This window comes from Vibrio sp. R-1, assembly GCF_035615595.1.
Classification (GTDB): Bacteria; Pseudomonadota; Gammaproteobacteria; order Enterobacterales; family Vibrionaceae; genus Vibrio; species Vibrio cholerae.
On record NZ_WPDC01000116.1, the window covers coordinates 1 to 8,576 of the forward strand.

Annotated in this window: 4 protein-coding genes and 1 riboswitch; of the genes, 2 read left to right on the top strand and 2 right to left on the bottom strand. The window is 48.4% G+C overall.

Annotated elements, in window-relative coordinates; all coding sequences use genetic code 11:
• Nucleotides 1-52: 52 nt before the first annotated feature.
• Complete coding sequence (locus GOU96_RS16075) at nt 53-1,171, bottom strand: pyridoxal-phosphate-dependent aminotransferase family protein (RefSeq protein ID WP_044126899.1); 1,119 nt, start codon at nt 1,169-1,171, stop codon at nt 53-55.
• 175 nt (nt 1,172-1,346) lie between these two features.
• A riboswitch (Lysine riboswitch) is annotated at nt 1,347-1,524 on the top strand.
• 110 nt (nt 1,525-1,634) lie between these two features.
• On the opposite strand from GOU96_RS16075, the gene lysC reads away from it, so the two are divergent.
• Nucleotides 1,635-2,990: a lysine-sensitive aspartokinase 3 gene (lysC, locus tag GOU96_RS16080; protein ID WP_000102982.1), complete on the top strand. Its 1,356-nt coding sequence runs from the start codon at nt 1,635-1,637 to the stop codon at nt 2,988-2,990.
• Nucleotides 2,991-3,063: 73 nt separating this feature from the next.
• Here lysC and metH read toward each other — a convergent pair whose 3' ends face one another.
• Entirely contained in the window at nt 3,064-6,744 is a 3,681-nt protein-coding gene (gene metH / locus GOU96_RS16085; protein ID WP_267783095.1) for a methionine synthase, read from the bottom strand.
• A gap of 196 nt (nt 6,745-6,940) precedes the next feature.
• Between metH and GOU96_RS16090 the strand changes: the two genes are divergently transcribed.
• Complete coding sequence (locus GOU96_RS16090; RefSeq protein ID WP_114735995.1) at nt 6,941-8,257, top strand: cation:proton antiporter; 1,317 nt, start codon at nt 6,941-6,943, stop codon at nt 8,255-8,257.
• Nucleotides 8,258-8,576 lie beyond the last annotated feature (319 nt).

Here is an 8,576-nt window from a genome sequence, read left to right on the forward strand (position 1 = left end):
TTTTAAGCCACCCTTATTTCTCTTTCATACAGCTTTTCTCTTGCGTATGGTATTAAAGCAGCGACTCTTCGAGCGCTCGCAAACAGAGCGCGATATTTTCTGAACGCGCGCCATAGCCCATAACCCCAATGCGCCACGCTTTGCCGGCTAATGCCCCGAGCCCAGCGCCAATTTCCAAATTGTATTCATTGAGTAGATGGCTGCGTACTTTGGCTTCCTCAATACCTTCCGGCACATAAATCGCGTTCAACTGCGGCAAACGATACGGCTCTGCGACCACAAATTGAAAACCGAGTTGCTCTAACCCTTGTTTAAGCTTCTCATGCATCAGACGATGGCGCTGCCACGCGTGCTCTAAACCTTCTTGTTGCAAAAGCAGTAACGCTTCGTGCAGCGCGTACAAACTATTAACCGGGGCGGTATGGTGATAACTACGTTTGCCCGCGCCACTCCAATAACCTAATACCAAGCTTTGATCCAAGAACCAGCTTTGAATCGGTGTTTTTCGTGATTGAATCTTCTCAATGGCACGAGGTGAAAACGTCAACGGAGCCAATCCCGGCACACAAGAGAGGCATTTTTGGCTGCCAGAATACACCGCATCCAGTTGCCACTCATCCACCAGCAGGGGAACGCCGCCGAGCGAGGTCACCGCATCAACAATCGTCAACAAACCATGCTGCTTCGCTAGAGCACCTAACGCTTGCGCATCACTTAAGGCTCCGGTTGACGTTTCTGCTTGTACAAAAGCCAGTATTTTCGCATCCGGATGCTCATCTATCGTGGCTTGCACTTTTTCAACGCTGACTGGGCAACCCCATTCATCATCAACCACCACAACTTCGGCCCCACAACGCACAGCGTTATCGCGCATCCGCTCACCAAACACCCCATTGCGGCAAACAATCACTTTATCGCCCGGCTCGACGAGGTTAACAAAACAGGCTTCCATACCCGCACTACCCGGCGCAGAAACGGCAATCGTAAATTCGTTTTCCGTTTGGAAAGCATATTTCAAGAGTTGTTTCAGCTCATCCATCATACCGATAAATAGTGGATCAAGATGACCAACCGTTGGGCGGCTGAGCGCTTGCAGGACTTGAGGGGAAATAGCCGAAGGCCCAGGGCCCATCAAAATCCGATGCGGGGGAATAAAACTACGAATTGTCATAACGACTCCTTGTTGTGGCGACCAGAACCACTAGCCTAATGCAATTCAGTAGCAGCAACAATTCGACCTATGTCCAGAGTGTTAATCCTTGTCACACTAATGTCATTTTTATTTGCACTTTTAGAACATTTTGTCGTTGACAAGATTTCGCCAACACCGTTCAATGTGTGAGCTATCTAGCAGAAGAGGAGCACTGCCCAGGCAGATGTTTTGTGGAGCCTCAACTCCAATACAGAACATTCAGGGGGAGTAGTGCCGAGGTGAATCAAAGTTGTGGCTTTGGTTTATCGGTTGAACGGGCTGAATCCCTTCAACTGTCATCAGCTCGAATCTGATGAAGAGCTTCTGAGGGAAATCTTTCTATAGTCACTCCTCTATTTTGCTCTATAAAAAACACTCTCTTCACAACATTGGACGTTGGGTTACCAACAACTCGTTTTTCAGGAAGTCTGGGAGAATTGCCGTGAGCACATTTAACGTCGCCAAATTTGGTGGTACTAGTGTCGCCAACTTTGAAGCCATGAGCCGTTGTTCGGCCATTATCGAAAACAATCCACAAACACGCTTAGTGGTCAGCAGCGCCTGCTCTGGGGTGACCAATTTATTGGTCGAACTCGCCAATGGCGTGGCCTCAGCGGAACGTCGCCAAGCGATTTTGCAACAACTGGCTGATATCCATTATGTGATTATCGACCAGCTCGCCGATCCGACACGCGTCGAAAAAGAAGTCAAAGCCGTGCTAGATTCTGTGGCCAGTGCTGCAGAAGCGGCGTCATTTCAATCCAGTAAAAAACTGACCGACCATCTCGTCGCCTGTGGTGAGCTCATCTCCACCTACATCCTCACTCAACTGATGCGTGAGCGTGGTGTCGACGCGGTACGTTTTGATATCCGCGAAGTGCTACGCACTGACGATCATTACGGTCGCGCCGAACCTCAATTGAAAGAAATCGCTCAATTAGCCAAAGAGAAACTGGTGCCACTGTGTGAGCAATATGTCGTCGTGACTCAAGGTTTCATCGGCTCTGATGCGCAAGGTAATACCACCACTTTAGGCCGCGGCGGCAGTGATTATTCAGCCGCTTTGATTGCCGAAGCCGTGCAAGCTTGTGGCTTGGAAATTTGGACTGACGTACCGGGGATCTACAGTACCGATCCACGTATCGCGCCAAAAGCAGCGCCGATTCCTGAGATAAGCTTTAGCGAAGCCTCAGAAATGGCCAATTTTGGTGCCAAGATTTTGCATCCATCCACCTTGCTTCCAGCGGTACGCCATGGCATCCCCGTGTTTGTTGGCTCATCAAAAGAACCGGAAAAAGGCGGCACTTGGATCCGTAAACAAGTCGAAAGCGCGCCACTGTATCGCGCACTTGCTCTACGCTGTAATCAAACCATGGTGACACTGCGTAGCGCGCAGATGTTCCATGCTTACGGCTTCCTCGCCAAAGTATTTGAAATTCTCGCCAAGCATAAAATTTCGGTCGATCTCATTACCACATCAGAAATCAGCGTGTCACTGACACTGGATAAAACCGATACCTCAGGCGGTGCGCCAGAATTGCCTGAAGCGGTGCGCGCCGAGTTGGAAGAGCTGTGTACAGTCGAAGTCGAATACAACCTGTGTCTGATTGCTCTGATCGGCAACAAGATGAAAGAGAGCCGCGGCTACGCCAAACAAGTATTCAGCGTATTGGAAGATTACAACCTCCGCATGATTTGCTATGGCGCCAGCGCACATAACCTCTGTTTCTTGCTGCATGAATCTGTCTCTAAGCAAGCGGTGCAGAAGCTGCATAAAGAGCTGTTTGAGCAAGAGTAAAACTCGAACTCACGAGATAAAACCAGAGGCCACATGATGTGGCCTCTTTTATTGTGGATGGAGGTCTTACTAATTAAGCATCAAGGTTAGGCGCTAGCCATTTTTCGGCTTCTTCCAAACTCCAGCCTTTACGCTCAGCATAGCTGTGCAGCTGATCTTGTTGGATCTGCGCAACCGCAAAATAGCGAGAATCGGGATGCGAGAAATACCAACCGGATACCGAAGCGCCAGGCCACATCGCATAGCTTGTGGTCAGTGACATACCTATGGTCTCTTCGACATTCAGCATCTGCCACAAAGTCGCTTTCTCGGTATGCTCAGGACACGCGGGATACCCCGGCGCTGGTCGAATGCCCTGATAACGCTCACGGATCAGTTCATCATTGGAGAGATTTTCATCGCTCGCATAACCCCAAATCTCTTTACGCACTTTTTCATGCAGATATTCCGCAAAGGCTTCCGCCAAACGATCGGCCACTGCTTGGATCATGATCGCATTGTAATCATCACCCTGAGCTTTATAAGCATCGGCCAACGCTCGCTCACCAATGCCACCGGTTACTGCAAACGCGCCAATCCAATCACGTTTACCGCTCTCTTTCGGAGCAATATAGTCCGACAAACAGTAGTTGGCTCCTTTCGGTTTCTCAGTCTGCTGACGCAAGTTGTACAGCACATGCGCGACTTGCGTACGCGATTCATCACTGTACACCTCAATGTCATCGCCCACGCTGGCTGCTGGAAACAGTGCACACATACCACTGGCTTTCAGTAGCCCTTCTCGCTCTACTTTATCAAGCAAGGCATTGGCATCATGAAACAGACGTTTGGCCTCTTCACCAACCTCTTCATGCTCCAAAATGGCAGGGTATTTGCCCATAAGCGACCAAGTCATAAAGAAAGGCGTCCAGTCGATATAAGGACGCAGCGTGGCTAACGCAATGTTTTCAAACACATGCACGCCCGGTTTCGCAGGAGCGGGCGGCGTGTAATTTGCCCAATCCAGCGCCGCTTTATTAGCACGTGCCTGCTCTAACGTGACTGGACGCGATTTTGGCGTTTTACGCGCATGCTGATCACGCGTGCGCTCATAATCGAGATCCAAACGTTCGATAAACCCAGGACGCAGTTCATCAGACAATAACGATGTGCACACCCCCACCGCACGCGAAGCATTATTCACGTACACCACAGGCGCATGATAATTCTGCTCGATCTTCACCGCAGTATGCGCTTTAGACGTTGTTGCCCCACCAATCAAAAGTGGCAGTTCAAACCCTTGTCGCTCCATCTCTTTCGCCACGTGTACCATCTCATCCAAAGACGGCGTGATAAGCCCAGAGAGACCGATGATATCGACATTTTGCTCGCGTGCGACTTTGAGGATCTGCTCGCAAGGCACCATCACACCAAGATCGATGATCTCGAAGTTATTACACTGCAGCACGACGCCAACAATGTTCTTACCAATGTCATGCACATCGCCTTTTACGGTCGCCAGCAAAATCTTACCGTTTGAAGTGCTACCACTTTTTTGCGCATTAATGAAAGGCTCAAGATACGCAACGGCTTGTTTCATGACACGCGCTGATTTTACGACTTGCGGTAGGAACATTTTCCCTTCCCCGAACAAGTCACCGACCACGTTCATGCCATCCATCAGCGGCCCTTCAATCACTTCCAGCGGTTTACTGGCTTGCTGACGTGCTTCTTCAGTGTCTTGGACGATAAATTCGGTGATGCCTTTGACTAAAGCGTGCTCTAGGCGCTTAGCCACAGGCCATGCGCGCCACTCTAACGCAGAAGCATCCTCTTCTTTACCAACACTGTTTTCGCGATACGCTTCGGCAATTTCAAGCAGTCTTTCCGTGCCATCGCTACGTCGATTGAGGATCACATCTTCCACTGCCTCACGCAGTTTCAGCGGAACGTTATCGTAGATTTCAAGCTGCCCTGCGTTGACAATCCCCATGTCCATACCATGTTTAAAGCAGTGATAAAGGAATACAGCATGGATCGCTTCGCGCACATAGTTGTTGCCGCGGAAAGAGAAGGAAACGTTAGACACACCGCCAGAAATCATCGCATGCGGCAGCTCACGCTTAATGTCCGCCACTGCATTAATGAAATCCAGCGCGTAGTTATTGTGCTCATCAATTCCGGTCGCAACGGCAAAGATGTTCGGGTCGAAAATAATATCTTCCGGTGGGAAGCCCACCTCATCGACCAAAATATGGTAAGCCCGACGACAGATCTCTAATTTGCGCTCACGGGTATCGGCTTGGCCCACTTCGTCAAACGCCATCACAATCACCGCGGCACCGTAGCGGCGCACCAATTTGGCTTGGGCAATAAACTTCTCTTTCCCTTCTTTTAGAGAGATAGAGTTGACGATGCCTTTACCCTGAATGCATTTCAGACCCGCTTCAATGACTTCCCATTTCGAGGAGTCGACCATCACCGGAACTTTGGAGATTTCTGGTTCAGAGGCGCATAGATTCAAAAAGCGCACCATGCACGCCTCGGCGTCCAACATGCCTTCATCCATGTTGATATCAATGATCTGCGCGCCGTTTTCGACTTGCTCACGCGCCACATCGAGCGCTTCGTCGTATTGCTCTTCTTTAATTAAACGCTTAAAACGCGCTGAACCGGTGACGTTAGTCCGTTCCCCCACGTTAACAAACAAGGTTTCAGGGCCAACATTGAGCGGCTCTAAACCCGAGAGACGACATTCTACTTTCAGATCTGGCAGAGCCCTTGGTTTTACACCCTCGACGGCTTTGGCAATGGCAGCGATATGCTCAGGTGTTGTACCACAGCAACCACCGACTAAGTTAAGAAAGCCTGCTTGTGCCCATTCCGCAATATGTTCTGCCATTTCCTCGGCAGAGAGATCGTATTCGCCAAACGCGTTGGGCAGTCCGGCATTTGGGTGCGCGGAAACATAGCATTCTGAAATGCGTGAAAGCTCTTCCACGTACTGGCGCAGCTCATCAGGGCCTAACGCACAGTTCAAGCCAAACGAAATCGGCCGTACATGACGCAAGGCGTTGTAGAAAGCTTCCGTCGTCTGTCCAGACAAAGTTCGCCCAGAGGCATCGGTAATCGTGCCGGAAATCATCACAGGTAAGCTGATGCCCAGCTCTTCAAATACGCTATCGACCGCAAACGCACAGGCTTTGGCGTTCAGTGTATCGAAGATGGTTTCAATGAGGATAAGATCGCTGCCACCTTTGATCAAAGCGCGCGTCGATTCGGAATAGGCTTCAACAAGCCCATCAAAAGTGACGTTACGAAATCCTGGATCGTTCACATCTGGCGAAATAGAGCAAGTACGGTTGGTTGGCCCAAGCACACCAGCCACATAGCGTGGCCGACTTGGATCTTTAGCCGTCCACTCATCCGCGACTTCACGTGCAAGCTTAGCGGCGGCAAAGTTAATTTCGGCGCTGAGCGATTGCATGTCGTAGTCTGCCATAGCAATCGTGGTTGAGTTAAAGGTGTTGGTCTCAAGAATATCCGCCCCCGCTTCAAGGTAAGCGGAGTGAATCTCTTTAATAATTTGCGGCTGAGTAAGCACTAAGAGGTCGTTATTTCCTTTCAAATCACAGTGCCAATCGACAAATCGTGCACCGCGATAGTCTTCCTCTTGTAACTTATAACTCTGAATCATGGTACCCATACCGCCATCAATCAGTAGGATACGTTGTTTCAATTGCTGTTCGAGTTGTTGTCTTACTTCTTTTCCCACAATACCGCCTCATTCCTTATGCGTTTGCCACATCCTATCACACAAAATCCAGAAATCTAGACGTCTAAAACAGCCATTCTTTCGTGACTCACCTTGACGATGTGAGCTGAACCCTATGTGATGAAAAAGTATTTGCTATTTACTCAACAGAGAAAGACAATTTCGTTCACAAATTGTTACACACACTGAGAAGAGAATGTCCGTCTACTACACTTTGTGCTTCCTCTCTGCGGCAGCCATGTTGATTGCATTTATTAATAGCAAGATCAGCCGAATGCAGACTACCATCGCAATCACCGCAGGTTCGATGATGTTATCGTTACTGATCTTGATCGCGGGTCAAAACGACTGGTTTCATCTCAATCAAATCGCCACCGAAACCGTCACCAGTATTAACTTTGAAAATTTTCTACTCAAAGGGATTTTAGGGTTTCTTCTTTTCGCTGGAGGTCTTGGCATTAAGCTGCCAAATCTAAAAGATCAGAAATGGGAAATTACGGTATTGGCTCTTGGCGCAACGCTGTTTTCGACTTTCTTTATTGGATTTACTCTCTATGGTTTCTGCCAATTAATCGGTATCCAGTTTGATTTGGTTTACTGCTTGTTATTTGGCGCACTCATTTCCCCCACCGACCCAATTGCTGTCCTCGCGATTGTCAAAAAGCTCAAAGCACCGAAACGTATTTCTACCCAAATTGAAGGCGAATCACTGTTTAACGATGGTTTTGGCTTGGTTATTTTCGTGACCATCTTTACCATCGCTTTCGGGCATGAAACACCAACGGTTGGCAGCGTTACCCTCCTCTTCATCCAAGAAGCGATCGGTGGCATTGTTTACGGTTTCTTATTAGGTCTCCTGTTCCACTATCTGATTTCAGCAACCGATGACCACTCTATGGAGCTGTTGCTGACGATTGGTATTCCGACCGCTGGTTATGCATTTGCCGATGTGATCCATGTTTCTGGCCCACTCGCTATGGTCGTATCTGGGATCATGATTGGTAACTGGACTCGTTTTATTGGCTTCTCAAAAGAGAGTGAAGAGCATCTCGATCACTTCTGGGAACTCGTAGACGAATTTCTCAACGGCGTCCTATTCCTGCTAATTGGTATGTCAATGCTACTGTTTGAGTTCCATCAAGAAGACTGGATCTTAATGGCTTTTGCAGTTCCACTAGTGTTATGTGGCCGCTACCTCAGCGTATTTGTCTCCTACATCGGATTTAAACGCTACCGTAGTTACAACCCTTGGTCTATTCGTATTCTGACTTGGGGTGGCTTACGTGGGGGACTCGCGTTAGCGATGGCGCTCTCAATACCCTCTGGAATCATGGTAATTCCTGAGAAATTGATTGATGTAAAAGAGCTGATTCTGGTGATGACTTACGCCGTGGTAGTGTTTTCTATCCTAGTTCAAGGCTCAACCATTACTCCTATGATTGAGAAAGCTAAAAAGGCTGAAATAAATACAGACAATCAATCCCCTATGTCTCAGCAAGAGCAACAACATTAATCTCCGTTGTTTAATCGACAAACCGCAGTTAAACACTGCGGTTTTTTATTACCCTCAGAATCCTTTCCCAGATGACTAGACGACTTAAACGACTTGGAGCTGCAGGTAGGCGATAAATGAGCAAATACCTATGTGCATAGATTCATTCCTAGTTACCTAAGCCTTGGTTTGTGGACTTGAAGCTACAGCAGTTTCGGCTGTATTTGCTTACCAAGTTCTCTCCAAACACATAGTGCATATAGACTCTGATGGATAAGCTTAAGGATAACGTTGATAAAGTACACTCGTAGGATAAACGCAAAAAGACAAAGACAAAAAG

Excerpts from the sequence above, each read along its gene's own strand:
- GOU96_RS16075 (WP_044126899.1), bottom strand. The coding sequence starts at position 1,171 with ATGACAATTCGTAGTTTTATTCCCCCGCATCGGATTTTGATGGGCCCT.
- GOU96_RS16090 (WP_114735995.1), top strand. The coding sequence starts at position 6,941 with ATGTCCGTCTACTACACTTTGTGCTTCCTCTCTGCGGCAGCCATGTTG.